25 protein-coding genes are annotated in these 23,738 nt (G+C 67.1%); 17 read left to right on the forward strand and 8 right to left on the reverse strand.

The annotated features are described in order from the left end of the window. Nucleotides 1–488 precede the first annotated feature (488 nt). Nucleotides 489–863: a hypothetical protein gene (locus DVS29_RS37225; RefSeq protein ID WP_164707856.1), complete on the reverse strand. Its 375-nt coding sequence runs from the start codon at nt 861–863 to the stop codon at nt 489–491. A gap of 339 nt (nt 864–1,202) precedes the next feature. On the opposite strand from DVS29_RS37225, the gene DVS29_RS06570 reads away from it, so the two are divergent. Then, entirely contained in the window at nt 1,203–1,640 is a 438-nt protein-coding gene (locus DVS29_RS06570; protein ID WP_118179601.1) for a hypothetical protein, read from the forward strand. Between the two features lie 36 nt (nt 1,641–1,676). On the opposite strand, the gene DVS29_RS06575 is transcribed toward DVS29_RS06570, so the two are convergent. After that, entirely contained in the window at nt 1,677–2,522 is an 846-nt protein-coding gene (locus tag DVS29_RS06575) for an aldo/keto reductase (protein ID WP_118179702.1), read from the reverse strand. A gap of 148 nt (nt 2,523–2,670) precedes the next feature. Here DVS29_RS06575 and DVS29_RS06580 point away from each other — a divergent pair, with 148 nt between their 5' ends. Beyond that, nucleotides 2,671–3,417 carry a GntR family transcriptional regulator gene (locus DVS29_RS06580; RefSeq protein WP_118179602.1) on the forward strand — a complete coding sequence of 249 codons (747 nt, stop codon included), beginning with the start codon at nt 2,671–2,673 and terminating at the stop codon, nt 3,415–3,417. On the opposite strand, the gene DVS29_RS06585 is transcribed toward DVS29_RS06580, so the two are convergent. Next, nucleotides 3,418–4,830: a CoA transferase gene (locus DVS29_RS06585; RefSeq protein WP_118179603.1), complete on the reverse strand. Its 1,413-nt coding sequence runs from the start codon at nt 4,828–4,830 to the stop codon at nt 3,418–3,420. A gap of 204 nt (nt 4,831–5,034) precedes the next feature. Here DVS29_RS06585 and DVS29_RS06590 point away from each other — a divergent pair, with 204 nt between their 5' ends. Beyond that, nucleotides 5,035–6,270 (forward strand): citrate synthase family protein, encoded by a 1,236-nt coding sequence (locus DVS29_RS06590; protein ID WP_118179604.1) that lies wholly within the window; start codon nt 5,035–5,037, stop codon nt 6,268–6,270. A gap of 52 nt (nt 6,271–6,322) precedes the next feature. On the opposite strand, the gene DVS29_RS06595 is transcribed toward DVS29_RS06590, so the two are convergent. Then, complete coding sequence (locus DVS29_RS06595; protein ID WP_118179605.1) at nt 6,323–6,640, reverse strand: DUF2917 domain-containing protein; 318 nt, start codon at nt 6,638–6,640, stop codon at nt 6,323–6,325. A 190-nt stretch (nt 6,641–6,830) separates the two neighbouring features. Between DVS29_RS06595 and DVS29_RS06600 the strand changes: the two genes are divergently transcribed. The 3 genes from DVS29_RS06600 (at nt 6,831) to DVS29_RS06610 (ending at nt 11,328) form a co-directional block, all read left to right on the forward strand. After that, a complete protein-coding gene (locus DVS29_RS06600; RefSeq protein WP_118179606.1) occupies nt 6,831–8,243 on the forward strand; it encodes an aminotransferase-like domain-containing protein in 1,413 nt (470 codons plus the stop codon). Between the two features lie 186 nt (nt 8,244–8,429). Continuing rightward, nucleotides 8,430–9,815 carry a multidrug transporter subunit MdtD gene (gene mdtD, locus DVS29_RS06605; RefSeq protein ID WP_420816075.1) on the forward strand — a complete coding sequence of 462 codons (1,386 nt, stop codon included), beginning with the start codon at nt 8,430–8,432 and terminating at the stop codon, nt 9,813–9,815. A gap of 238 nt (nt 9,816–10,053) precedes the next feature. Then, complete coding sequence (locus DVS29_RS06610) at nt 10,054–11,328, forward strand: EAL domain-containing protein (RefSeq protein ID WP_118179608.1); 1,275 nt, start codon at nt 10,054–10,056, stop codon at nt 11,326–11,328. Here the strand turns inward: DVS29_RS06610 and DVS29_RS06615 are convergent. Continuing rightward, entirely contained in the window at nt 11,287–12,270 is a 984-nt protein-coding gene (locus DVS29_RS06615) for a sigma-70 family RNA polymerase sigma factor (protein WP_118179609.1), read from the reverse strand. The genes DVS29_RS06610 and DVS29_RS06615 overlap by 42 nt on opposite strands. A 202-nt stretch (nt 12,271–12,472) precedes the next feature. Between DVS29_RS06615 and clpP the strand changes: the two genes are divergently transcribed. Continuing rightward, a complete protein-coding gene (gene clpP / locus DVS29_RS06620) occupies nt 12,473–13,159 on the forward strand; it encodes an ATP-dependent Clp endopeptidase proteolytic subunit ClpP (RefSeq protein WP_118179610.1) in 687 nt (228 codons plus the stop codon). A gap of 23 nt (nt 13,160–13,182) precedes the next feature. On the opposite strand, the gene DVS29_RS06625 is transcribed toward clpP, so the two are convergent. Next, nucleotides 13,183–13,791, reverse strand: coding sequence for a TetR/AcrR family transcriptional regulator (locus DVS29_RS06625; protein WP_240655490.1), 609 nt, complete (start codon nt 13,789–13,791; stop codon nt 13,183–13,185). A 53-nt stretch (nt 13,792–13,844) separates the two neighbouring features. Here DVS29_RS06625 and DVS29_RS06630 point away from each other — a divergent pair, with 53 nt between their 5' ends. The 5 genes from DVS29_RS06630 to DVS29_RS06650 all read left to right on the forward strand — a co-directional run bounded on the left by DVS29_RS06630 (nt 13,845) and on the right by DVS29_RS06650 (nt 16,778). Further along, a complete protein-coding gene (locus DVS29_RS06630; RefSeq protein ID WP_118179612.1) occupies nt 13,845–14,420 on the forward strand; it encodes an isochorismatase family protein in 576 nt (191 codons plus the stop codon). A 189-nt stretch (nt 14,421–14,609) separates the two neighbouring features. Then, on the forward strand, nt 14,610–15,533 hold the full coding sequence (locus DVS29_RS06635; protein ID WP_240655491.1) for a mechanosensitive ion channel family protein: 924 nt from the start codon (nt 14,610–14,612) through the stop codon (nt 15,531–15,533). Between the two features lie 244 nt (nt 15,534–15,777). Continuing rightward, nucleotides 15,778–16,035, forward strand: a complete 258-nt coding sequence (locus tag DVS29_RS06640) for a CsbD family protein (protein ID WP_118179613.1) — start codon at nt 15,778–15,780, stop codon at nt 16,033–16,035. 60 nt (nt 16,036–16,095) lie between these two features. Beyond that, the gene (locus tag DVS29_RS06645) at nt 16,096–16,470 is read left to right on the forward strand and encodes a phage holin family protein (protein WP_118179614.1); all 375 of its coding nucleotides are present in this window, start codon (nt 16,096–16,098) and stop codon (nt 16,468–16,470) included. Next, nucleotides 16,467–16,778: a hypothetical protein gene (locus tag DVS29_RS06650; RefSeq protein ID WP_118179615.1), complete on the forward strand. Its 312-nt coding sequence runs from the start codon at nt 16,467–16,469 to the stop codon at nt 16,776–16,778. Before DVS29_RS06645 ends, DVS29_RS06650 begins: the two co-directional genes overlap by 4 nt. Before the next feature lie 146 nt (nt 16,779–16,924). Here the strand turns inward: DVS29_RS06650 and sodB are convergent, their stop codons facing one another. After that, entirely contained in the window at nt 16,925–17,503 is a 579-nt protein-coding gene (gene sodB / locus DVS29_RS06655; protein ID WP_118179616.1) for a superoxide dismutase [Fe], read from the reverse strand. Nucleotides 17,504–17,743: 240 nt separating this feature from the next. Next, nucleotides 17,744–19,123, reverse strand: coding sequence for an exodeoxyribonuclease VII large subunit (gene xseA / locus DVS29_RS06660; protein WP_118179617.1), 1,380 nt, complete (start codon nt 19,121–19,123; stop codon nt 17,744–17,746). A gap of 495 nt (nt 19,124–19,618) precedes the next feature. On the opposite strand from xseA, the gene lpxK reads away from it, so the two are divergent. The 5 genes from lpxK (at nt 19,619) to DVS29_RS06685 (ending at nt 23,695) form a co-directional block, all read left to right on the forward strand. Next, nucleotides 19,619–20,635, forward strand: coding sequence for a tetraacyldisaccharide 4'-kinase (gene lpxK / locus DVS29_RS06665; RefSeq protein WP_118179704.1), 1,017 nt, complete (start codon nt 19,619–19,621; stop codon nt 20,633–20,635). Then, entirely contained in the window at nt 20,616–20,819 is a 204-nt protein-coding gene (locus tag DVS29_RS06670) for a Trm112 family protein (RefSeq protein WP_118179618.1), read from the forward strand. The genes lpxK and DVS29_RS06670 overlap by 20 nt, the downstream gene beginning before the upstream one ends. A gap of 110 nt (nt 20,820–20,929) precedes the next feature. Next, nucleotides 20,930–21,739 carry a 3-deoxy-manno-octulosonate cytidylyltransferase gene (gene kdsB, locus DVS29_RS06675; protein ID WP_118179619.1) on the forward strand — a complete coding sequence of 270 codons (810 nt, stop codon included), beginning with the start codon at nt 20,930–20,932 and terminating at the stop codon, nt 21,737–21,739. Nucleotides 21,740–22,052: 313 nt separating this feature from the next. Further along, nucleotides 22,053–22,715 carry an adenylate kinase gene (adk, locus tag DVS29_RS06680; RefSeq protein WP_118179620.1) on the forward strand — a complete coding sequence of 221 codons (663 nt, stop codon included), beginning with the start codon at nt 22,053–22,055 and terminating at the stop codon, nt 22,713–22,715. 221 nt (nt 22,716–22,936) lie between these two features. Then, on the forward strand, nt 22,937–23,695 hold the full coding sequence (locus tag DVS29_RS06685) for a 3-hydroxyacyl-CoA dehydrogenase (protein ID WP_118179621.1): 759 nt from the start codon (nt 22,937–22,939) through the stop codon (nt 23,693–23,695). The last annotated feature ends 43 nt before the right edge of the window (nt 23,696–23,738 follow it).

Here is a 23,738-nt window from a genome sequence, read left to right on the forward strand (position 1 = left end):
ACGTAGACGAAGAGCGGCCACGAGGAAGCCGCCGCTGCTTCGGGAGAGAAGCAATGAAGAACAAGACATTCAATCAGTACTGCTACGAGAGCGTACGGGGTGTGGCAACAGTGGTTGCCGGCTTGGGGAGCCTGCTCCTCGTAGCGAACTTTGCGCGCGCCGCATCGACGGACGACGTGATCCCGCGCTGGGTGATCGCCTCCGCCGATGCACCTTTACCGGCGAGCAGCGTCGACATGAAGACGGTGGGGACAGCGGCAAACGCGAATGTGAATGGCAAGACCACGGCTGCTGCGGCGATCGCGGCATCGTCGACCGTGGTGGCATCGAGCGACGCGTCGAGCCTCGCAGCAGATACAGCGGCGGTGTTTCAGACGAAGACCTGCACGGGCGATGCAGGCAACTGTCTGCCCGGTCCGCGCGGCGGGGGTTCGAGTCAGGGCTCGGGAGCGGGTAACAGTGGTGCGGGTGGCGTGGGTGGCGTGGGTTCAGGCAGTGCCGCGGGCGGCAAAGGCACAAGCAATAGCGGCGGTGGTGGCGGTGGCGGTGGCGGTGGCGGTGGTGGCGGTGGTGGCGGTGGTGGCGGTGGTGGCGGTGGTGGCGGTGGTGGCGGTGGCGGTGGCGGTGGCGGTGGTGGCGGTGGTGGCGGTGGTGGCGGTGGTGGCGGTGGTGGCGGTGGTGGCGGTGGTGGCGGTGGTGGATGTGGCTGCGGCGGCTCGAGCGGCGGTCCGAGCGGTGGCGGCTTCGGCGGTGGGTTTGGTGGCGGGTTCGGTGGTGGCTTCGGAGGGGGTTTCGGCGGTGGATTCGGTAAAGGTGGCGGCTTCGGCGGCGGCTATGGCGGCGGCTCCGGAAGCGGTGGCCACGGTGGCGGTAGCGGGCACTAGACCCATGAGGACGGAACCCCCGATCCGTCCTGCCGCGACCGGACCAGTGTGTGCGCGCGAAGACTCTCCGCCAGTCGCGGTCGCGGCGTCCGATCCCCCGGTCGGGCGCCGCTTCCGCGGGCTGGCAGCAGCGCAACAGCGCTTTCCCGACGGCATGCGGCAACGCATGACCGTCGGTTTTCCCTTTCTGACGACGCGCGCGCGTGATGATGTTGCTGGTGCCGTCGTCGATGCCGCGGCATCGCACCGCGCTTCGTCAGGAACCAAACGCGCGCGGCGTGTCTCTATCGAGTTCCATCATCGATACGAGGCGACTCCATGCAACGCAACGACCTTCGCGGCGCAGCGCGCGCCGCAACGGGCCTGCTGATGGCCGCGGCGCTCTTCGCAACGCTCGCCCGTGCGCAGGCACCCGCTCAACCGGACGTGCCGCCCGTCGACCCGACCTTCTCCGCGTGGTCGCTCGTCCAGCTCTGTCAGCACAAGAACGACAACGTTGCGCAGGGCGAATGCACCGGCGCGGTCCGCGGCATCATCCACGGCTACCAGTACGGTGTGCTGTTCCTCGGCCAGCGCGTGTCGATGCCGGAAGGCGAGACGCGCAACGTGTCGCTGTGCCTGCGCGGCACGTCGGTGTCGTCGATCGTCGACGATTTCGTCGGCGATGCGCGTCAGGTCAGCGACGACGCGTTGAAGCGCACGCCGGCCGAAGTCGCGGTGCTCGGCTCCGTGCACGCGCATCATGCGTGCAGCTGAGGTTGACGGCCCGCGTGACTAACGCGGGCGCTGAAGCTACAGCATCTCCAGAGCGCGCTTCGCACGCGGTGGCCTGAAATACGCATCGATCGCCGCGTGCTCCTCGCGGGTCAGCTCGATCTGCGACGCCGCGTAGTTCGCGCGCACGTGCTCGATGCGCGCCGCCTTCGGGATCGCGAACACGTTCGGCTGCGCGAGCACCCACGCGAGCGCGATCTCGAACACCGACATGCCGCGCGCGTCCGCGATCGAATCGAGCGGTGAACGCTTCGGCAGGCGCGCGTGATCGACGGGGCTATACGCCATCGCCGGCATCCTGCGTTCGGCGAGCCACGGCAGCAGGTCGAATTCGGGGCCGCGCCGCGCGACGTTGTACAGAATCTGGTTTGTCGCGCAGGCGTCGCCGCCATCGAGCGAAACGAGCTCTTCCATGTCGTCGGTGTCGAAATTGCTCACGCCCCAGTGGCGGATCTTGCCCGCGTCGCGCAGCGCCTCCATCCCCGCGATGGTGTCTTCGAGCGGCACGTTGCCGCGCCAGTGCAGCAGGTAGAGATCGAGCCGGTCGGTGCAAAGGCGCTTGAGGCTATCTTCGCACGCGTTCTGCACGCCGCGTTTGCTCGCGTTGTGCGGATAGACCTTGCTGACCAGGAACACATCGTCGCGCAGTCCGTCGAGCGCTTCGGCCAGGAGCGTCTCGGTACGGCCTTCGCCATACATTTCCGCGGTGTCGATCAGCGTCATGCCGAGTTCGATGCCCGCGCGCAGCGCCGCGATCTCTGCGCCGCGGCGCGACGGCTGCTCACCCATTTCCCAGGTGCCCTGCCCGAGCTTCGGAATGCGCTCCCCGTCGGGCAGCGTGACGCTGGCGATCTCGTGGCTCATGCTCTCTCCGTTCATCATCTTCAATTGCGCGATCCGACGAGTGTAGCCGCATGCGCGACGCGGCATCGGCCGATACGCGAAAGATTGCTATAACGCGCAGCGTCGCCGATGTCATAAAATTGCCGCTCGCCCCTCTTGCGCCTGCACTATGAACCTTGCCACGGAAGACCGTTGGCGCGATCTGCGCCCGGACCCGGAAAACGACACACCGCTCTATCTGCAGCTCGCGCGCAAGCTCGCGAAGGCGATCCACGAGAACCGCTGGAACGCGGGTGAGGCGCTGCCGTCGGAGCGCGTGCTGTCGGATGCGCTGGGCGTGTCGCGCATCACGTCGCGCAAGGCGATCGCGCTGCTGGTCGAGCAGGGGTTGATCCGGCGCACGCAGGGCGCGGGCAGTTTCATCACGCCGCGCTATGAAGACCCGCTGTCGAAGCTGACGAGCTTCAGCGAGATGCTGCGCCGGCGCGGCTTCACGCCGAGTTCGCAATGGCTTTCGCGCGAGATCCTGCCCGCGAACCGCGAAGAGGTGATCCAGCTCGGGCTGTCGCCGGCCGCCGCGGTGACGCGGCTGCGCCGGCTGCGGCTCGCGGACGGCATCGTGATGGCGGTCGAGAACTCCACCTTCCCCGCGGCGCTGATTCCCGATCCGCAGGCGATCGGCGATTCGCTGTACTCGTTCCTCGAACAGCGCGGCCTGACGATCGTGCGCGCGCTGCAGCATTTTCGCGCAGTGAACGCGAGCGACGAGATCGCCGCGCAGATGAGCATCGCGCCGAACGAGGCGCTGCTGCTGATCACGCGGGTCGGCTACACGGCAGACCATCGCGCGATCGAACTCACCGATACCTACTGCCGCAACGACTACTACGACTTCGTCGCGGAGCTGCGCAAGTAATCACGCGTCCCACGCGGCCGCATGCGTGCCGATCGGCACCGACGGCCGCGCGTAGAACGGCTGCGTCAAGGACATGCGCTCGGCAGGCAACGTGCCGCGCACCTGGCCGAACGGCGACGCGACGGTCTCCATGCAATCCTGCACGTCGTCGTAGCGGACGTCGGGCGTACGCCAGCCGTCCTCGATCTGCCCGAGCGACTGCAGCCAGCGGCCCGTCTGCGCGAGCGACAGCCGCACGTGCCAGCTGCCGCCCTCTTCCGCGCGGCGCCGCAGCGCGACCATCGCACCGAACGCGGCGAGATAGCCGGTCGCGTAGTCGAGCGCCTGACACGGCAGATGCTTCGGCGCATCGGCGCCGGCCGCCTGACGCTCGGTCCACGCGATGCCGCTCGCCGACTGCACGAGACTGTCGAAGCCACGCCGCCGCGCCCACGGCCCCTGATGACCGTACGCGGAAATCGACACGTAGACGATGCCCGGCCGCATGCGGGCCACCGCTTCCGGCGAAAAACCATGATCCGCGATCGCGCCGGGGCGGTAGGCCTGCAGGAACACGTCGGCGTCGCGCGTCAGTGCTTCCAGCTGCGCGCGTCCGGCCGCTTCGCGCAGCTCGAGTGTGGCCGAGCGCTTGCCGCGTCCGTTGTCGATCACGAGCGGCGCGATGTTCGGCAGATGCGGGCCGTTGATCATCAGCACGTCGGCACCATGTTGCGCGAGCGCGCGGCCCGCCACGGGGCCCGCGATGATGCGGGAAAGGTCGAGCACGCGCACGCCGGCCAGCGGTCTGTCATTCGCGGATGCGCGCGCGCCTGGCAGCTCACCTGGCAGCGCAGCCGGCGCATCGCCGATCCGCATGATCTCGAACAGCGGCAGGCTCGCCACAGCATGCGCCTGCTCGTGCGCCCCCCACTCGCGCGGCGAACGGATCAGCGCGGCGCACAGACCCGCGTCGGCAAGCGTCTGGTCGAGCTCGGCGCCGTCCCAGTTGCGGATCGCCGCGGCGACGGACTGCGGATCGCGTTCGCATCCGAGCACGTCGAGCACGCCTCGCAGATGATGCGGGAAATTCGTGTGCAGCTGGATCCAGCGTCCATTGCGCGCTTCGTAGAAGCCCATCACCGGATCGCGCAGCGCGGGCGGCGGTCCGCCGTCGATGCGCAGATACCGCTCGCTGCGAAACGCGGCGAGCGCGCGGCGCACGTCGACCTCCACGCGTTGCGCACGCCCGGTGCGCAACCGATGCAGACCGGCGGCCGCGAGCGCCTGCGCGCCGATCGTCGCGGCAGCGATCGTGCCGACACGATAGACGGACGGCAGCGCGGGATCGTTGCCGGTGAGCGCGATGTCACCGAGCGCGGCGTCGTCGCAGCCGGCGACGCTCCATAGATGTTCGAGTGCGAGCTGAGGTGTCATGGCGGGCTCACCAGTGGTTCGTGGTTGAAGTTGGCGCGAACCAGTCTAGAATCGGGGCATGGCGCAAGCAATCTTGATTAATAGAATCAACATAGATCGATTTGTTCGATTCCTGGGCCTGCTTATATGCGGCCATCGCATATCGCCTGCCTTTGCCTTTGTCTTCGGTCGACGCACCCACCACTACGCTCGCGCTTCACTCACATGACCCAACTCACCGCGGACGAAGCCGCCGAAGCGCTCGGCATCAGCGTCGCGACGCTGTACGCGTACGTGAGCCGCGGCGTGCTGAAGTCCACGCCCGACCCGCACAGCCGCAAGCGCCTGTACGACGCGGGCGAAGTGCGGCGGCTCGCGCGCCGCAAGGAAGACGGCAAGCGTGCGGGCAAGGTCGCGCAGAAGGTGCTGGACTGGGGCGTGCCGGTGCTCGAATCGTCGATCACGCTGATCGCCGACGGGCATCTTCACTACCGCGGCCACGATGCGATCGAACTCGCCCGCCGCGCCACGCTCGAGGAAACCGCCGCGCTGCTCTGGCAATGCACGCCGCAGCGCATCGCGCGTGCGCCGGCCGCGCCGGTGTCCGCCGCGCAGTGGGCCGCATGGCTGCGGCTCTGGGGCGACAGCGCGCCGCTCGATCGCGCGCTCGTGCTGCTGCCGGCCGCAGCCGGCCAGATGCCGCGGGTGTGGGCATTCGGCCGCGACGCGAAACTCGATACCGCGACCGCGTTGATGCGCCTGCTTGCAGCCGCGCTGGCGGGTGTCGCGCCATCGGGCGAACCGTTGCACAGATTATTGGCTCGCGCATGGGGCGTGCGCAGCCGGCAGCAGGCCGACGTGCTGCGCGCGGCGCTCGTCGCGTGCGCGGATCACGAGCTGAACGCGTCGACCTTCACAGTGCGTTGCATCACGTCGACGGGAACGCATCTGTTCGGTGCGGTTTCGGGCGGGCTCGCGGCACTGTCGGGCCCGCGTCACGGCGGAGAAACCGTACGGGTCGCCGCGTTGTTCGACGAAGCGTCGCGCGCGGGCGACCTGCACCGCTTTCTCGCGACGCGGCTCGGTCAGCAGGAGGGAGATGCGCCCGCCGCGTTCGGCTCGCGGCTGTCCGGCTTCGGCCATCCGCTGTACCCGCAAGGGGATCCGCGCGCGCGGCTGCTGCTCGAACGGCTGCAGGACTGCGCGCCGGCGCGCTCGCCGCTTGACAGCGTACTGGCGCTTGCGGATGCGGTGCGCGATACGACGGGCGTGGAGCCCAACGTCGACTTCGGGCTCGCGGCCGTCGAACGCGTGCTGGGTCTGGCGGCCGGCGCGGCGTTCACGCTGTTCGCCGCGGGCCGCGCCGTCGGCTGGATCGCGCATGCGATGGAGCAGGCGGCAGATGGCCGGTTGATCCGGCCGCGTGCTCGGTATGTGGGCGACAACCCGGTCGGCAGCTAACGCGACGACCGGGCTTCATCCAGCAGGAAAACAGGAAGCGCCGCCGATCCGCTCAAGCCGCCGCGAGCCACCGCGGCAGACGCGTGCGTCCGAGCCAGCGCATCAGCGGCCGCAATACGGCTGGCGGCGAAGTCCGGCCGTGCGCATCCGCCAGCGCGACCCGCGCCCGCTCGCGTCCGGCGCTCAAGCGCGCGAGCGCGCCGCGCGGCAGCTCGTATGACTCGCCCGCGCGCAGCCAGTAGTCCTCGGCGTCGCCGTGCAGCGTGAGCCAGATCTCGCCCGACAGTACCTTCAGCACGATCGCGCGTTCGGTCCGCCATGCGGCCACGGGCTCGTCCTGTTCCAGCTCGAAGATTCGGATTTCGCGCATTGCAGTGCTCCTTGAAAGGCGTCGTCGGTTGTTTCATTATTGCGGGCAAGCCGGGCAAACCCCATGTACAGTTGCGAACACTTTTTTGAGAACTGTGCAGTCAAAATACCGGACAGTTGTGCATCGACCGGACTCGCCGTCCGGCTCCGGCCCGGCGAACCCCGCCGAGCCGAACCCAAGCGAGGCTTGCATGAAACTCGAACTGGAAATCGACCGCGAAAGCGGCGTGCCGCTGACCGAGCAGATCGTGCGCGGCGTGCAGACGTGGATCAGCTCGCGCACCACGCACCCCGGCGCGAAGCTGCCGTCCATCCGTCAGTTTGCGACGGACTACGGCATCAGCCGCTTCCCGGTGATCGAGGCGTACGACCGGCTCGTGTCGCTCGGTTATCTGGACTCGCGGCACGGCTCGGGCTTCTACGTGGCCGATCACGCGCGGCCGGCGGACGGCGCCACGGGCGCATCAGACCCGCGCCGCGCCGAGGAAGAGTCGGTGCACATCTTCGAGGAGTTCGACCATCCGGGCACGCTGCTGAAGCTGTCGAGCGGCTTCATGCCGGAGGCGTGGCGCGACATGGACAGCCTCGGCCAGGCGATCCGCCACGTGTCGCGCGTGGATACGGTCAGCATGATCGACTACGCGACGCCGCTCGGTCACCCCACGCTGCGCGAGCATCTCGCGAGCCGCATCGCGCAGCTCGGCATTCATGCGGAGGCATCGCAGGTGCTGATCACGATGGGCGCGAGCCAGGCGCTCGACCTCGTGATGCGCTATCTGCTGAAGCACGGCGACACGATCTTCGTTGAAGACCCAGGCTACTTCAATCTGGTCGGCCTCGCGAAGCTGCACGGCGTGAAGGTGGTCGGCATTCCGCGCACGCGGCACGGCCCCGACATCGACGTGTTGCAGGCGCAACTGCAGCAGCACCGTCCACGGCTGATGTTCATCAACACCGTCTTCCACAATCCGACCGGCACGATCGTCGCGCCGCCGGTCGCGTTCCGGCTGCTGCAGCTCGCGCGCGAGCATCGCTTCACGATCGTCGAAGACGACATCTACGCGGACTTCCAGGCCGATATCACCGATCGCCTCGCCACGCTCGATCAGCTGGAGAGCGTGATCTACATCGGCGGGCTGTCGAAGACGCTGTCGTCGTCGCTGCGGATCGGCTACGTGGTCGCAAACCGGGAGATCGTCAAGGACCTCGCCGACATCAAGGTGCTGACGAGTCTCGGCGGCTCGCGTTTCGCGGAAGCCGTCGCGGTGGCGATGCTCGAGCGCGGCATGTACCGCAAATATCTCGACCGGCTGCGCCGCCGCATGCGCGACGCGCTCGGCTCCGCGGTGCAGGCGCTCGAGGCGAACGGCTGGGAGCTGTTCGAGCGGCCGGTGGGCGGCAAGTTCGTGTGGGCGCGCGTGCCGCGGGTCGAGAATTCGGAACGGCTCGTCGAATGCGGACTGCCGTTCGGCGTGCGGCTCGCGCCCGGCCGTCACTTCAAGCCGACTGGCGACAACACGCCGTGGGTGCGGATCAATGCCGCGTTCGCTGCGGATCCGCGCGCGCAGCGGCTGTTCGAGGCGGCGGGGAAGCTCGAGGATTGATGCGTTCGTCGCGCGCGTGCCCGCGCGTGCCTTTGACGCCCGCTCTGGCAGTGCCGCCAGTCAACGGCACTGCGCGCGTAAGCCGACTTCCTTACAATGAGGGCCGCCGCGCCCCACCCTGCCCGCCCCATGTCCGACGCCACGACGATCACCGCCCCCAGGCCCTCCGAGCGCTCGCTCACCGTGATGCTGTGGCTGGTCGCCACCGGCTTCTTCATGCAGACGCTCGACTCGACGATCGTCAACACGGCGCTGCCCGCGATGGCGACGAGTCTCGGCGAAGCGCCGCTGCGGATGCAGTCGGTCGTGATCGCGTACTCGCTGACGATGGCCGTGATGATTCCCGTGTCCGGCTGGCTCGCGGACAAGCTCGGCACGCGGCGCGTGTTCTTCTCGGCGATCCTGATCTTCACGATCGGCTCGCTGCTGTGCGCGGACGCGCACACGCTCGCGCAGCTCGTCGGCTCGCGCGTGCTGCAGGGCGTGGGCGGCGCGATGCTGCTGCCAGTCGGCCGGCTCGCGGTGCTGCGCACGTTTCCGGCGGAACGCTATCTGCCCGCGCTGTCTTTCGTCGCGATTCCGGGGCTGATCGGGCCGCTGATCGGGCCGACGCTCGGCGGCTGGCTCGTGAAGATCGCATCGTGGCACTGGATCTTCCTGATCAACGTGCCGGTCGGCGTGGTGGGCTGCATCGCGACGTTCATCTTCATGTCGGACGCGCGCAATCCGGAAACGGGCCGCTTCGACGTGGCGGGCTATCTGCTGCTCGTGATCGGCATGCTCGCGATCTCGTTCGCGCTCGACGGCCAGAGCGAACTCGGCATCCAGCACGCCACCGTGCTCGTACTGCTGATCCTGAGCCTCGGCTGCTTCGTCGCGTACGGGCTGCACGCGGTGCGCGTGTCGCATCCGATCTTCCCGCTCGATCTCTTCAAGATCCACACGTTCAGCGTCGGCCTGCTCGGCAATCTGTTCGCGCGCATCGGCAGCGGCGCGATGCCGTATCTGCTGCCGCTGCTGCTGCAGGTCGGGCTCGGCTACACGGCGTTTCACGCGGGCCTGATGATGCTGCCCGCGGCGATGAGCGGGATGATGTCGAAGCGCGTCGTCACCGTGCTGATCACGCGCTACGGCTACCGGCGCGTGCTGGTCACGAACACGGTGCTGGTCGGACTGATGATGGCGAGCTTCGGGCTGATGTCCGCGGGCGAGCCGCTGTGGCTGCGCATCGTGCAGATCGCGATCTTCGGCGGCGTGAACTCGATGCAGTTCACCGCGATGAACACGCTGACGCTGAAGGACCTCGGCACTGGCGGCGCCAGCAGCGGCAACAGCCTGTTCTCGCTGGTGCAGATGCTGTCGATGAGCCTTGGCGTCACCGTCGCCGGCGCGATGCTGACCACCTTCACCGGCCTCATTCCGCGCGTGACCGAAGCGAACGCGCTGCCCGCATTCCACGCGACGTTCCTGTGCGTCGGCATCATTACCGCGGCCACGTCGTGGATCTTCGGGCAGCTGTCCGCGGACATCCGTCGCACCGCGAAGAAAACCGATCCGCAGGAACGGACCTGACACGAATCTGTGCGCCACGCTTGCGCGTTAGCGGGGCGCGGCACGCACCAACGCTGTGCGCGCGATAAATTGCTGCGCCAATGTGACAGTCCCTTGAATCGGCGCGCATCGGCTCGGGGCTGTGCGTCGATCGAACGCCCGTTGCGCATGCTTTTTGCTCGACCAGACATATCCGGTAAACTTGAAGCGAGATCTGGCGCGTAACGCGCGCCGACCGCTTTTCCCATCGAACCACACGATGAGCATGATCGAACTCGATCCCCCAGGCTTTCAGCCGCCGCGCCCCGTCGCCGGCGACGAAGGCTCCCGGCGCACGGTGCTGTATGGCGGCTACACCGTCTTCAGCGTGTTCCAGCCGGTGTTCTCGGTCACGCACCGGCGCGCGATCGGCTATCACGCGTCGCTGCGCGCGCACGACGAGAACGGCCGTCAGGTACCGTCCGGCGAAGTGTTCACCCAGGCCGCGCGCCGCGGCGATCTGCTCGAACTCGGCCGGCTCGCGGAATCGCTGCACCTCGGCAACTTCAATGCGTTCGACAGCCAGGACGAGTGGCTCTTCCTGAGCCTGCATCCGGCTGCGCTGATGGACACCAGCTACGGCGACGCGCTGCTCGCCGGCCTCAAGGCACTCGGTCTGCCGCCGCAACGCGTGGTGCTCGAAGTGTCCGAGCAGGCGGGCGGCGAGACTACGCGCTTCGCCGAGATCATCGACGCGATGCGCAAGTCGGGCTTCCTGATCGCGCTCGACGGCTTCGGCGTGAAGCATTCGAACATCGATCGCGTGTGGAACCTGCGGCCCGATATCGTCACGCTCGACCGCTGCATCCTCGCGCAGGCGAGCGAGCACTCGCATATCGAGCGCGTGCTGCCGCGGCTCGTGTCGCTGCTGCATGAATCCGGGCAACTGGTGCTGATGGGCGGACTCTCCACCGAGCGCGAAGCGCTGATCGCGCTCGAATGCAACGTCGATTTCGTGCAGGGAACGTATTTCGCGGGGCCGAGCGTCGAGCCGGTGAAGCCGCAAGTGGCGGCAAGCGCGATGGATGCGCTGTCCGCCGCGCTGCGCGAACAGAAAGCCGCGCGCGAACGCGCGCAGCAGGACCGGCTCGCACCGTATATCGACGCGCTCGAACAGGCGAGCGGCCGTCTCTCCGCCGGCGAAGAGCCGGCCGACGCCACCCGCGCGCTGCTCGCGCTGCCGGAAGCGGCACGGGCGTTCGTGCTCGATGGCTCAGGCCGTCAGACGGGGGACAATCTGCTGCCGTCGTCGAGCCGCGCATCGCAGCGCGCGAAGAAATTCCGGCCGCTGCTGCATTCGGAAGGCGCAAGTTGGGAACGCCGGCCGTATTTCATCGAGGCATTGCGCGCGCCGGGCCATGTGCACGTGACGCCGCCGTATCTGTCGATCAACGAGGCGCACCTGTGCGTGACGGCTTCGATCGCGACGGAAACCCCGCGCGGCACGCAGGTGCTATGCGTGGACATCAACTGGGAAGTGGCCGCACACCGTTGACGTCGTCGATGCGGTCGCGCCCGCGCCTGCAGCGGCGCTTGCGAAGATGCGTTGCAGCAGTCTGCGCACCGCACGCGCGCCGACCACTTCGTTCACCGCCCACAGGCAGCGCGGATCGTCGATCAGCGTCACGTGGCTGATCGCGTCGCCGGCCAGGTTCGTCGCGATCGCGAAGAGCGCCGTGACTTCTCCGCCTTCGATTCGCGCCAGCGCAACCGCGCCGTTCACCGATACCGCTTCGTGCTGCGCTTCTTCGTGCTGCGCTTCCTGCTGCATGCGGCTGCCCACCGCGAACGCACGCGCCACCGCCATCACTTCTTCGTCTTCCGTACGCTCGCCTTCGAACAGCTGCATCAACCCGATGCGATCCTGCGCGTCGATCACGGCACGCAGCCGCGCGACGATGCGCGCATGCGCGGCCGGATCGGCCGGTTTCGACGGCGCGCCGTCGCGTTGCAGGCGCTCCTTCGCGCGATGCACGATCTGCCGGCAGGTCGCCGCCGGCCGCTCGAGAATGCGCGCGATCTCCGCGTAGTCGCAATCGAACGCTTCGTGCAGCACGAAGGCCGCGCGCTCTTCCGGCTTCAGCCGTTCGAGCAGCAGCATCACGCCGTACGAGATCTCCGACGCGTGCGCCGCCTGCTCTTCCGCCGACGGCGCGAGCTCGTCGAGCCATGGCTCGGGCAACCAGCCCGCTTCGTGCGCCGCGCGCTCGCGCTGCAGGTGGCGCAGACGGTCGATCGCGAGCCGCGCGGTGATCGTGGTGAGCCACGCGTCGGGCGATTGCAGCGTGGCTGCGTCGGCCGCATGCCACTTGAGCCAGGCGTCCTGCACGATGTCTTCGGCCTCCGCCCGGCTGCCGAGCATCCGGTACGCGAGCGCGACGAGCCGCGCGCGCTGCGCTTCGAAGCGGAACATCTTGTCGTCCGGGTTCGTGGTCATTCGCGATGCTCCCTGCAGAGTCGATGAATCGAAGTCAATGAACGGGACTGCTCCATGTGGCTGACGTTTCGGGCCGCCTCGTTGTGACACCGTCACGAAAAAATTCCGCTGCCGCCGCGTTGTCACGCGCCAGGCCATGCACGCGTCAAACGGGTGACAACCGCGGCGAACGGCGCCGCGGGTCGCATCGAACGAGGAACGCATGAGCCACCACACCAGCCGGTTTCCCGAACCGCACGCCAGTTCGCCTGGCTTCACCGGGCTCAACCTGGTGCCGACCGTCATCGAGCAATCCGGCCGCGGCGAGCGCGCCTACGACATCTATTCGCGGCTCCTGCGCGAGCGGATCGTGTTTCTCGTGGGGCCGGTGACCGAGCAGTCCGCGAGCCTGATCGTCGCGCAGCTGCTGTTCCTCGAGTCCGAGAACCCGGATAAGGATATTTCTTTTTACATCAACTCGCCTGGCGGCTCCGTGTACGACGGTTTCGCGATCTTCGACACGATGCAGTTCATCAAGCCGGACGTGTCGACGCTCTGCACCGGTTTCGCCGCCAGCATGGGCTCGTTCCTGCTGGCGGCCGGCGCCCGCGGCAAACGCTACGCGCTGCCGAACGCGCGGATCATGGTGCATCAGCCGTCGGGCGGCAGCCAGGGCACCGCGGCCGACATCGAGATCCAGGCAAAGGAAGTGCTCTATCAGCGATCGCGGCTGAACGCGATTCTCGCGGAACGCACGGGCCAGCAGATCGAGCAGATCGCGAAAGACAGCGACCGCGACAACTTCATGTCCGCGGAAGCGGCGAAAGCCTACGGGCTCGTCGACGATGTGCTGACGGCGCGGCATCTTGCGAGCGAGATCGAAGCGCGGGAGCCGGACGGGAAGGCCTGACGCCAGCGACGCTTCGATTCGCTTCAGCCGATGCGCGCGAGCAGAAACGCCGTCACCGCGATCTTGTATTCGGCCACCAGCAGCTTGCGCTCTTTCGGTTTTGCCGGCGCGTACAGCAGGTTCAGGCTCTTCACGATCTGCAGCGTGACTTCCGCGAGCCGGTACGCTTCCGCCGCGTCCAGCGCCGGCTTGCGCAGCCGGAACAGGTCGGCGAATCGCTCGCGCAGCCGGTTGCGCGCCGCCGCGTCGCGCCGGAAATTCAGCGACACCGACAGGAGTGGAATATAGGCAGGATGCGACGCCATGAATTCGACCATCAGGTCGAAGAGCCGGTCCACCAGCACCGGCACGGGCACCTCCACCGCCTCGGCAAAGAGCGCGCTCCACTTCGCATCCATCTCGGCGCCGTAGCGCGTGCGCAGCGCGAGCACCAGCGCGTCCTTGTTCGGGAAGTACTGGTACACCGCGCCGATCGACGCGCCCGCGCGCGCCGCGATCTCGGTCATCGTCGCGGCCTCGAAGCCGCGTTCGGCGATCACTTCGCCGGCCGCATCGAGCAGCGCGTCGACCCGGCGCGCGGCGCGTTCCTGGCGCGGCACCCGCCGCCCGGTTTCGTCAATATCTGAGGCCATGCTCATCTTTCGTGTATCATGAATATGAGCACATCCTCACATATAGGTGACACATGACGCAAGCGCTCTCTTTCGATCCCGCCACCACGGCGCTCATTTCCATCGATCTTCAGCATGGCATCGTCGGCCGGCCGCTTGCGCCGCATCCGGCCGACCAGGTGATCGGCAACACCATCCGCGCGGCCGATGCGCTGCGCGCGAAAGGCGGCACCGTCGTGTTCGTGCACGTGCAGCTGGACGACATGCTGCATCTGCCCGCGGATGCGCCGACGCGTTCGCCGGACGCGCCACTGCCGCCGCCCGAGGCATCGCAACTGGTGCCGCAGCTGAACATCCAGCCGCGCGACGTGGTCATCACGAAGCGCCAGTGGGGCGCGTTCTACAGCACGAATCTCGAGCAGCAGCTGCGCCGCCGCGGCATCCGCACGATCGTGATGAGCGGCGTCGCCACCAACTTCGGCGTGGAATCGACGGCGCGCGCCGCGTACGACCAGGGCTTCGCGCAGATCTTTCTCGAAGACGCGATGACGTCGATGGATGCCGACGCGCACCGCTTCGCGATCCAGGCGATCTTCCCGCGCATGGGCCACGTGCGCTTGACGGAAGACTTCGTCGCAGCGCTGCGCTGATGTAAAGCATTGCGTCAAGCTTCCAGGTTGTCGGCGCATCGAAAGCTTACGGGCATGGCGTCTGCTTGATCAGACGATACGTGCGAGATGGCATCGTGTCCCCCTTTTCCGGGCACCAGCATGCGTTGCGCGGGGGAAACGCCGCAGGTTCCGGCGCGATCGGCATGACCGGGCAGGCGTCGTGCCGCGATGCGTCTCGCGATCCATCGCCATTCGCTCGCACCGATCATGGAAGATTTCTTCAATCGTCTGTTTCATCTGCAGCCGTCGCTGATCGCGACGATGACGCAGGACATTCTGCATCTCGTGATTGCGGCGCTGATCCTCGTGATCGGCTGGTGGGTGTCGAACCGCATCGCGCATCTGCTCGCGAGCGTGTTGATCCGCTCGCATGCGGACCCAACCGTTGCGCCGATGCTGGCCGGCATCGCCGCGTGGGCCGTGCGCGTGATCGCGTTCATCGCGGCGCTGAGCGAAGTGGGTATCGCAACCGCGAGCGTGCTCGCCGCACTCGGCGCCGCCGGCCTCGCGATCGGACTCGCGCTGCAGGGCACGCTGCAGAACATCGCGGCCGGCATCATGCTGCTGATGCTGCGGCCGTTTCGCGCGGGCGACGTGATCGAAGGCAGCGGCGCGGCGGCGGGCATCGTGCGTGAAGTGAGCCTCTTCACCACGCGAATCGAACGCAGCGACGGCAATGTCGTGTTCGTGCCGAACAGCCAGATCTGGAGCAATCCGGTCGTCAACTACAGCAGCGGCGGCACACATCGCGCCGACGTGACGGTCGACCTTGCGCGCCGTGAAGATGTGGATACCGCAATCGCCGAGCTGAAGAAAATGGTCGCCGACGAACCGCGCGTGCTGACCGCTTCCACACTTGCACCGATGGTCGTCGTGGACAGCTATCCATCGACGGGTGGTGTGCGGCTGCGCATCAGCGCGTGGGTGCGGGAACCGGATGCGCCGCATGCCGCCGCCGACCTGCGCGAACACGCGCATACCGCGCTCGCGAACGCGGGACTCGCGGCAGCAGCTGGCAACGCGAAAGCCGCCGCGTCCGCCTCTGATTCCAACCGCGAAGATGCTCACGCAGCGTTGACGCACCAGTCGTAAGCATCCGCTGCGCGCAGTCCTTTCCGCGCTTTTTCCTCCGTTCCACGCCCTTCCCCATTGCAACTGCCGCCGCACCGTCCTACGGTGTGGTATGGCTGTTGCTCCAGCTTCCCCGTGCGCGCGGCAGGTTCATCGTGCCCGCGAGGTTGTCATCGCGAGTTGTCGTCAATAACGCCATGTCGTCTGCATTGGGCGCGCGGTCCCGCGCATTCCGCAGACGATCGGCCCAACGAGGAACACGATCATGGAAACGACGAAAGCACAGGGTGTGATGCGCGAAGTGGCGGGCGAAGCGGAGCAGGCGGCCGGCGAAATGCTCGGCGATCCCGGCATGCAGCTGTCCGGCAAGGCGAAGGCGCTGTGCGGCAAATCGCAGCAGCTCGCCGCCGACGCGGCCGTCGTGGTGCGCGACGCGATCGAGGAGAATCCGCTCGCGGTGCTGGGTGTCGCGACCGGCGTGGGCTTCGTGCTCGGTGCGCTGTGGGCATCGAACCGCGACTGAATGACCACGCGTAGCGCTGCCTGACACGATCCTTCGACCGCCCTTCGCTGGAGGATGGCCATGTCGATTCACTCGAAGCTCGACCGTTGGCGCAATGTGTCACGGTTCCTGGTCGCCCGGCTGTCGGACTATGCCGAGCTCTTCGCGATCGAGCTGGCCGAAACGCGAGCGCGCATCATGCGCGAGATCTTCGCGCTCGTCGCGCTCGCGGTCACCGGGCTCTTCACGCTGTCGTTCTTCTGTATTGCGTTGATCGCGTCCGCGTGGAATACGCGTTACTTTCTCGCGGTCGTGTGGGGCATCGCGTGCGTGTGGCTGATTCTCTCCGTTGCGGCGCTGCTGATCGTGCGCGCGCAGCGGCCTGCTCAGTCGTTCGGGATACTGAAGGATGAAATTCGCGACGACCTCGAAACCATCAAGGAGGCGCTCAAATGAACCATCGCGCCCGCTTGCGCCACGAGCACGAGGTCGCCGTGCTCGCACGTATGGAGTTCGCCCGCATCGAACTGCTCGCGGCGAACGTCGGCCTGCGGATGGGTGACCATTCGTCTGTGCCGCGCGACAACAAGCTGTCACTGTCGAACCTCACGCATGCGTTGAGCGCGGCGCCGAACGTCACGCTGCTCGGCTCGGTGGTGCTCGGCATGCTGCTCGTCGGACCGAAGCGCATCGTGCCCGTCGTGCTGCGGACGGGATTCACGTCGTGGGTCGCGCGCAATGTGCGGGGTGTGGTGGGGCGGTGAGTGTCACGCAAACCCGGCACGCAAACCCGGCACGCAAACCCGACACATGAACGCGACGCATGAACCCGTCACACCAATGCGGCGGACGAAAAAAAGCCCTCGAAACGAGGGCTTTTCTGTATCGCTATGCCGAAGCAGCGCAATGCTTAGCCGAAATTCTTCGAAGCGAAGTCCCAGTTCACGATGTTCCAGTACGCTTCGACAAACTTCGGACGCGCGTTGCGGTAGTCGATGTAGTACGCGTGTTCCCACACGTCGATCGTGAGCAGCGGCTTCGCGTCGGTGGTGAGCGGCGTGGCGGCGTTGCTGGTGGAGACGATATCGAGCGAACCGTCGGCCTTCTTCACGAGCCATGCCCAGCCCGAACCGAACGTGCCGACCGCGGCGGCCGTGAAGGCTTCCTTGAATTTATCGAAGGAACCCCACTTCGCGTTGATCGCGTCGCCGAGCGCGCCGCTCGGTGCGCCGCCACCTTGCGGCGACAGGCTGTTCCAGAAGAACGTGTGATTCCAGATCTGCGCAGCGTTGTTGAAGACACCGCCCGACGACTTGCGGACGATCTCTTCCAGCGAGAGCTTCTCGAACTCGGTGCCCGGAATCAGCTTGTTCAGGTTGGTCACATAAGTCTGGTGGTGCTTGCCGTAGTGAAACTCCAGCGTCTCTTCGGACATGTGCGGAGCGAGCGCATTCTTTGCAAACGGCAGCGGCGGGAGCGTATGTTCCATGGTGCTGTTCCTTCTATCGTGTTTATGGGGAGTCTGCGGATAACGCTTGAGAGCACTCGATTGTAGGCGACCCCGATTAACCCTGCAAACCAGTGGTCATTATGTCGGACATCGCGTCAGCATGACGGACAGCCCTGCATGAAGCGTTCGTGACATGCCGTAAATCGTGCGCGCCCGCGGGTCTTCCGCAGGTCAAATGTACGGCCTCTCGAAGTCTTTCCGTCGCGTATCCGCGAGCGTTCAGAAGCCGTCGGTCAGCCTGGGTTGTACATCCGACAACGCAATGTCCGCCGATCCTTCCGCGAGATGAACCGTCAGCTTGCGGCCCGGTTTCAGCGTCGCGGGCGAACGTACCGCGTGGCCATGCTGGGCGTCGAGCAGCGCCGCATAGCCGCGTTCCAGCGTGCGCTGCGGGCTCAGCACTTCGAGCCGCGCGGCGAGCGCATCGATACGTGTGGCGTGGCGTTCGTGCTGCCGCTGCCACGCGCCCGCGAGACGCTTCGCCAGACCGTCGAGCTCGTTTCGATGACGAGCGGGATCGGGACGCCAGCGTTGCCAGCGCATCTGGATGAGCGAAAAACGCGCCCGGGCGTCGCGCACCGGCCGCGCCCCCGCGGACGAAAGCCGCACGCTCAGTTGCTGAAGATGGACGCGCTGTCGCGCGAGCCGTTCGGCGGGCGAAACGAGGCGCCGCGCGAGCCAGTCGAGCTGCTGCGCGCGGCGTTCCATCATGCGGCCGAAACCGCGCGCAAGCGTCGCATGACGATGATCGAGATCGCGCAGCAGCAGCACGCGTTGCGGGCTGACGAGTTCGGCGGCGCCGGTCGGCGTCGGCGCGCGCACGTCGGCGGCGAAGTCGGCGATCGTGAAATCGGTTTCGTGACCCACGCCGCTCACCACCGGCAGCTCGCTCGCGGCGATCGCGCGCGCGAGCACCTCCTCGTTGAACGCCCACAGGTCCTCGATCGAGCCGCCGCCGCGGCACACGATCAGCACGTCGACTTCGCGCCGCGCGTTCGCGGCCTCCACCATCGCCGCGAGCTTCGCGCTCACGCCCGCGCCCTGCACCGGCGCCGGGTAGATCACGACCGGAATATGCGGCGCGCGGCGCGACACCGTGGTGAGCACGTCGCGCAACGCGGCCGCCTGCAGCGACGTGACGATGCCGATACCGCGCGGATGCGCGGGCAACGGTCGTTTGCGTTCGGCGTCGAACAGGCCTTCGGCCTCGAGCTGCGCCTTCAGCTTCAGAAACGCTTCGTAGAGGCGCCCCTGGCCGGTGCGGCGCACCGCTTCCACATTCAGTTGCAGCTCGCCGCGCGGCTCGTACATCGTGACGGTCGCGCGGACTTCGATGCGATCGCCTTCGCGCGGCTGGAACTCGGCGTACTGCGCGCGTCCGCGGAACATCACGCAGCGCATCTGCGCCTGCGCGTCCTTGATCGAGAAGTACCAGTGGCCGCTCGCGGCGCGCGTGAAGTTCGACACTTCGCCCGACACCCACACGAGCGGGAACGAGCGCTCGAGCATCGAGCCGATCGCGCGATTGAGCGCCGACACCGGCACGACGACGTCGCCGCCCGCGCCGGCGGACGTGGCAAAAGGATTATCTGGAGTCATTCGGCAGAGGGATTGGACTGGCCGGACAGACGATAGACCGTTCAGCCATCCGGCGTCCAGTGCCCGCGCACAGTGTGGGATGTGTCCACACCAGCGGCGCCCTCAATGCGGTCTGGCCCACATTCGTCATGCCATCGTCAAATTTTTCCTAACTCATTGTTTTATATGATTTTTATAGTTTGCAAACCTGCGCGTCCTCCGATGCAGGCCCGCAGCGACGGCCATTCCGGCGAATTCAAACGGGCTTTCTCCACAAAGTTATCCACAGGCGCGCGCAGGCTGGGGAAGCCGGCTGGAAGCGCTTCTCGCCGGGGTCGCGACTTGCGGCGCGCTCGCGTCGCGCGTTAGAGTGGCGGGTTCGGCAACGCGCCGTCTTTGCCTCGTGCGAAGCATCGCCGCCGACCGTGAAAGCAGCGCGTGAGAACCTCGCGCAAAAACGGCGCGCAAGAACAGCATCAAAGCAGCGTCTTTTCCGTCGTGCCTTTTTCCTTCGACATGAGCAACATCAGCAGCCAGATCGAAAGCCGTCTTGCCCGCGAGTGGCAGCAACGCGGACCGTTCGCGTGGGCGCTCAGTCCGTTCGCGATAGTGTTCGGCGCCGTGGCCGCCGCGCGCCGCACCGCGTTCGCGCGCGGCTGGCTTGCGAGCGAGCGGGTCCCGGTGCCGGTCGTCGTGGTCGGCAACGTGACGGTGGGCGGCACCGGCAAGACACCGACGGTGATCGCGCTGGTCGAAGCGCTGCGCACCGCCGGCTTCGCGCCCGGTGTGGTGTCGCGCGGCTACGGCGCCAAAGTGACGCGTCCGGTTGCGGTCACGCCGGCTTCGTCGGCGGCGCAGGCGGGCGACGAGCCGCTGCTGATCGCGCGCCGCACCAGCGCGCCGGTGTGGGTCTGTCCCGACCGCGTCGCCGCAGCGCGCGCGCTGTGCAGCGCGCACCGCGACGTCGACGTGATCGTCAGCGACGACGGCCTGCAGCACTACCGGATGCAGCGCGATGCCGAAGTGGTCGTGTTCGATCACCGGCTGGGCGGCAACGGTTTCCTGCTGCCCGCTGGGCCGCTGCGCGAACCGATGTCGCGCCATCGCGACGCGACGCTGATCAACGATCCGTACTCGCGCATGCTGCCGCCGTGGCCGAACACCTTCGCGCTCGCGCTCAAGCCCGGCGATGCATGGCATCTGGACAATCCGACGCTGCGCCGCCCGCTCGCGCAGTTCGCGGGCGAACGCGTGATGGCGGCCGCCGGCATCGGCGCGCCGGAGCGCTTCTTCGCGACGCTGCGCGCGGCCGGCCTCGCTCCGGTCACGCGCGCGCTGCCCGATCACTATGCATATAGCTCGAATCCGTTCGCCGATGCCGATGCGGACGCGATCCTGATCACCGAAAAGGATGCGGTAAAATTAGGGGCCTGGCACGACGCGCGGATCTGGGCCGTACCGGTCGAAGCCGCGCTCGATCATCGCCTCGTAGACCTGGTCGTGGAGAAAGTTCGTGGACGCTCGCCTGCTTGAAATTCTTGTCTGCCCGATCTGCAAGGGCCCGCTCAGCTATGACCGCGCCGCGCAGGAGCTGATCTGCAACGCGGACAAGCTCGCCTATCCGATCCGCGACGGCATCCCGGTGATGCTCGTGGACGAAGCGCGCCAGACGGTGGAAGGTACGCCGGTCGAGCCGATCAATCCGTCGGGCAGTTGATCGCACGGGGCGTGGCGGCGTGCCTGGCACGACGTTCTGCTCGAACCGAAGCATCCCGTCCGTGCGCCGCTTGAGCCGGCGCGCAACACCTTTTCCTCGCACGCCGTTCCATGAGCGACATCGCCCGTCACCCTGCTCCTCCTTTCGTCGCCGTCGTGCCCGCGCGGCTCGCGTCGACCCGTCTGCCGAACAAGCCGCTCGCCGACATCGGCGGCAAGCCGATGGTCGTGCGCGTCGCCGAACGCGCGCGCGAATCGGGCGCGCAGCAGGTGCTGATCGCGTCGGACGCGCAGGCGGTGCTCGACGCCGCCATCGCGCACGGCTTCGAAGCGGTGCTGACGCGCGAGGACCATCCGTCCGGCACCGACCGGCTCGCCGAAGTGGCGATGCGCTACGGCTGGAGCGACGACACGATCGTCGTCAACGTGCAGGGCGACGAGCCGCTGATCGACCCGTCGCTCGTGCGCGACGTTGCGTCGCATCTCGCGGCGCGCGAGGGCTGCGCGATCGCCACCGCCGCGCATCCAATCACCGATCCCGCCGAGATCTTCAACCCGAACGTCGTGAAGGTCGTGCCCGATGCGCGCGGCGTCGCGCTGTACTTCTCGCGCGCGCCGATTCCATGGGCGCGCGATGCGTACCAGCCGCACTGGCCCGACGTCGCGGCGATGCCCGCGCCGGCGGCGCCGACCGCGGTCTACCGGCACATCGGTCTGTACGCGTATCGCGCGCGTTTTCTGCGCACCTATCCGACGCTTGCGCAATCGCCGATCGAGCAGAGCGAAGCGCTCGAACAGTTGCGCGCGATGTGGCATGGCGAGCGGATCGCCGTGCTGATCACGCGCGATGCGCCGCTGCCCGGCGTCGACACGCCAGCCGATCTGGCGCGGGTACGCAAGCTTTTCGGGTCGTCGGCGTAAAAACCCATGGCATAATCGGGCGGTCCATTGCGCTTTTGTTACGCGCAACAGGTCCGATGAGCCACGCCGTCGCCTGGCCGCGAACCGTCGCGAAACGCGATGCGCGGCCGGCCGAACGGCCAGTCGAATGGGCTCGCCGGCACAGTTTCCCGTTTTGCCTCGTCCGTCCGTCATACCGCCTGTCTTGCTGCGCCGTCGCCACGATGTGCAGCGCGAGGCTCGCTGTGTCCACCACGCCCGGCAGAACGAAGCGTGCGCAAGCGCCCGAAGGCGCAGCGACGCAACAGCATTCACATAGATCTGGAGATATCACATGCGTTTGATCCTGTTGGGCGCCCCCGGGGCGGGCAAGGGCACTCAGGCAAACTTCATCAAGGAAAAGTTCGGCATCCCGCAGATTTCCACCGGCGACATGCTGCGCGCGGCCGTCAAGGCCGGCACGCCGCTCGGCATTGAAGCGAAGCGTTACATGGACGCGGGCGAACTGGTCACGGACGATCTGATCATCAACCTGGTGAAGGAGCGCCTGCAGCAGCCGGACTGCGCGAACGGCTATCTGTTCGACGGTTTCCCGCGCACGCTTCCGCAGGCGGAAGCGATGAAGGAAGCCGGCGTCGCGATCGACTACGTGCTCGAGATCGACGTGCCGTTCGACGAGATCATCGTGCGGATGAGCGGTCGCCGCGTACACGCTGCATCGGGCCGCACATACCACGTGAAGTTCAATCCGCCAAAGGTCGAGGGTGTGGACGACGTGACGGGCGAACCGCTGATCCAGCGCGACGACGACAAGGAAGAGACGGTGCGCAAGCGTCTCGATGTGTACGTCGCGCAAACCAAGCCGCTGATCGACTACTACAACGGCTGGGCGAAGCGCGGCAGCGAAAATGGCCTGGAAGCGCCGCAGTACCGCGCAATCTCCGGCCTCGGCACCGTCGACGAAATCCGGTCCCGCGTGTTCGATGCGCTGAAGTAAGCGGCCCGCTTTTTCGCCAGCACCGGCACCTGGAAGGACAGCACCCCGCCCGCGCGCAAGCGTCGGCGGGGTTTGTTTTTTTCGCCGCGATTCGGTTGGGACTACCTGGCGGTCCTCCTCGCTAGCCGCGCCCGTCTTCGGCACGACCGTTCGATTTAGCGCGAGGGGATTATCGAGCCGTTACAATCGACGATCGACATCTGTTCTGCCAAGGAGAAAACATGGAGATTCGCGACAACGCCTTTCTGATCACGGGCGGCGCGTCCGGCCTCGGCGCCGCGACCGCGCGCATGATCGTCGAACACGGCGGCAAGGTCGCGCTGGCCGACCTCAACGAAGCGGCCGGCAACGCGCTCGCGAAGGAACTCGGCGGCGTGTTCGTCAAGTGCGACGTCACGCGCGAAGACGACGCCGTCGCCGCGGTCGATGCCGCGGTGAAGCTCGGCACGCTGCGCGGCCTCATCAACTGTGCGGGCGTCGCGCCCGCGGTGAAGACGGTCGGCAAGGACGGTCCGCATCCGCTCGACGCCTTCTCGAAGGTCGTCGCGATCAACCTGATCGGCACGTTCAACACGCTGCGGCTCGCGGCGGCGGCGATGTCGAAGAACGAGCCGAACGCGCTCGGCGAACGTGGCGTGGTGATCAACACGGCATCGGTCGCCGCGTTCGACGGGCAGATCGGCCAGGCGGCCTACGCGGCATCGAAGGCGGGCGTCGCGGGCATGACGCTGCCGGTCGCGCGCGACCTCGCGCGCAACGCGATCCGCGTGATGACGATCGCACCGGGCATCTTCGAAACGCCGATGCTGCTCGGCATGCCGCAGGAGGTGCAGGACGCGCTCGGCGCGATGGTTCCGTTCCCGCCGCGCCTCGGCAAGCCCGCCGAATACGCGATGCTGGCGCGGCAGATCATCGAGAATCCGATGCTCAACGGCGAAGTGATCCGTCTGGATGGCGCGATCCGGATGCAGCCGAAGTAAGCGTGCCGAGCTGACCACCGGCTGACGTCAGCTGGAAAGACAA

The sequence above is a fragment of the Paraburkholderia phosphatilytica genome (assembly GCF_003443895.1).
In the GTDB taxonomy this organism is placed as follows: domain Bacteria; phylum Pseudomonadota; class Gammaproteobacteria; order Burkholderiales; family Burkholderiaceae; genus Paraburkholderia; species Paraburkholderia phosphatilytica.

Coding starts and splice junctions, on each gene's coding strand:
- DVS29_RS06635 (WP_240655491.1), top strand. CDS start 14,610: ATGCGTCTCGCGATCCATCGCCATTCGCTCGCACCGATCATGGAAGAT.
- lpxK (WP_118179704.1), top strand. CDS start 19,619: ATGAGCAACATCAGCAGCCAGATCGAAAGCCGTCTTGCCCGCGAGTGG.
- adk (WP_118179620.1), top strand. CDS start 22,053: ATGCGTTTGATCCTGTTGGGCGCCCCCGGGGCGGGCAAGGGCACTCAG.
- sodB (WP_118179616.1), bottom strand. CDS start 17,503: ATGGAACATACGCTCCCGCCGCTGCCGTTTGCAAAGAATGCGCTCGCT.
- DVS29_RS06650 (WP_118179615.1), top strand. CDS start 16,467: ATGAACCATCGCGCCCGCTTGCGCCACGAGCACGAGGTCGCCGTGCTC.
- DVS29_RS06595 (WP_118179605.1), bottom strand. CDS start 6,640: ATGCGCGAAATCCGAATCTTCGAGCTGGAACAGGACGAGCCCGTGGCC.
- xseA (WP_118179617.1), bottom strand. CDS start 19,123: ATGACTCCAGATAATCCTTTTGCCACGTCCGCCGGCGCGGGCGGCGAC.
- DVS29_RS06590 (WP_118179604.1), top strand. CDS start 5,035: ATGACCCAACTCACCGCGGACGAAGCCGCCGAAGCGCTCGGCATCAGC.
- DVS29_RS06685 (WP_118179621.1), top strand. CDS start 22,937: ATGGAGATTCGCGACAACGCCTTTCTGATCACGGGCGGCGCGTCCGGC.
- DVS29_RS06585 (WP_118179603.1), bottom strand. CDS start 4,830: ATGACACCTCAGCTCGCACTCGAACATCTATGGAGCGTCGCCGGCTGC.
- mdtD (WP_420816075.1), top strand. CDS start 8,430: ATGCTGTGGCTGGTCGCCACCGGCTTCTTCATGCAGACGCTCGACTCG.
- kdsB (WP_118179619.1), top strand. CDS start 20,930: ATGAGCGACATCGCCCGTCACCCTGCTCCTCCTTTCGTCGCCGTCGTG.
- DVS29_RS06630 (WP_118179612.1), top strand. CDS start 13,845: ATGACGCAAGCGCTCTCTTTCGATCCCGCCACCACGGCGCTCATTTCC.
- clpP (WP_118179610.1), top strand. CDS start 12,473: ATGAGCCACCACACCAGCCGGTTTCCCGAACCGCACGCCAGTTCGCCT.
- DVS29_RS06580 (WP_118179602.1), top strand. CDS start 2,671: ATGAACCTTGCCACGGAAGACCGTTGGCGCGATCTGCGCCCGGACCCG.
- DVS29_RS06575 (WP_118179702.1), bottom strand. CDS start 2,522: ATGAGCCACGAGATCGCCAGCGTCACGCTGCCCGACGGGGAGCGCATT.
- DVS29_RS06615 (WP_118179609.1), bottom strand. CDS start 12,270: ATGACCACGAACCCGGACGACAAGATGTTCCGCTTCGAAGCGCAGCGC.
- DVS29_RS06645 (WP_118179614.1), top strand. CDS start 16,096: ATGTCGATTCACTCGAAGCTCGACCGTTGGCGCAATGTGTCACGGTTC.
- DVS29_RS06600 (WP_118179606.1), top strand. CDS start 6,831: ATGAAACTCGAACTGGAAATCGACCGCGAAAGCGGCGTGCCGCTGACC.
- DVS29_RS06625 (WP_240655490.1), bottom strand. CDS start 13,791: ATGGCCTCAGATATTGACGAAACCGGGCGGCGGGTGCCGCGCCAGGAA.
- DVS29_RS06610 (WP_118179608.1), top strand. CDS start 10,054: ATGAGCATGATCGAACTCGATCCCCCAGGCTTTCAGCCGCCGCGCCCC.
- DVS29_RS06570 (WP_118179601.1), top strand. CDS start 1,203: ATGCAACGCAACGACCTTCGCGGCGCAGCGCGCGCCGCAACGGGCCTG.
- DVS29_RS06640 (WP_118179613.1), top strand. CDS start 15,778: ATGGAAACGACGAAAGCACAGGGTGTGATGCGCGAAGTGGCGGGCGAA.